1 protein-coding gene is annotated in these 555 nt (G+C 59.5%); it reads left to right on the top strand.

Annotated elements, in window-relative coordinates; translation table 11 throughout:
- Window positions 1-98: 98 nt before the first annotated feature.
- Window positions 99-555 (top strand): hypothetical protein (locus KBI52_RS00940; RefSeq protein ID WP_210804797.1); only part of this gene is annotated, 457 nt, incomplete at its 3' end.

Here is a 555-nt window from a genome sequence, read left to right as displayed (position 1 = left end):
GGCGAGCCATCGAATTCCGAGATGAACCCGTGTTGTCCAAGGCTCCGCTCGACTGTTAAACCGTCACTGTCGGGATCTGAGGCGAAAGGAGGCATCCGGTGGCGCTCACAACGAAAGTCATCGATGGCGATCTCCTCATGCTCCGGATCATGTTCCCTAAGAGCATGACGGTGACGGTCACAATCGACGGAGGCGGCAAGAACGTCAGCGTGGCAGCCAACGACGAGAAGTTCGCCGAGAGGCTATCGTCCATTCTCCAATGGAGCACCAACAGGGTGGGCGAACCGGGCTATCCGTTTACCAGCCTCAACCAGGTCATCTACGGGATGGAGACACTGGCCCGGTCCGCAATGAGCATTGAGCAGTTCATTGAGGGGCTGCGGGAACTGCTGGAGGTATCCGATAAGCATCCTGTGCCGGAGGTCGGCGTCAGAACTCCATCACCCACCGTCGTCGACCTGAGCCCGAGCGGGAACGGGTGGATTGTTGATGCCCGCTTCCTGCGCGGGGAGCGATTCAAGCTTGCTATCAACAAGGCCAGCATCGGCTGGGCCG

It is taken from the genome of Microvirga sp. HBU67558 (assembly GCF_018069605.1).
Lineage (GTDB): Bacteria > Pseudomonadota > Alphaproteobacteria > Rhizobiales > Beijerinckiaceae > Microvirga > Microvirga terrae.
This window is presented reverse-complemented; position numbering and strand designations above follow the sequence as displayed.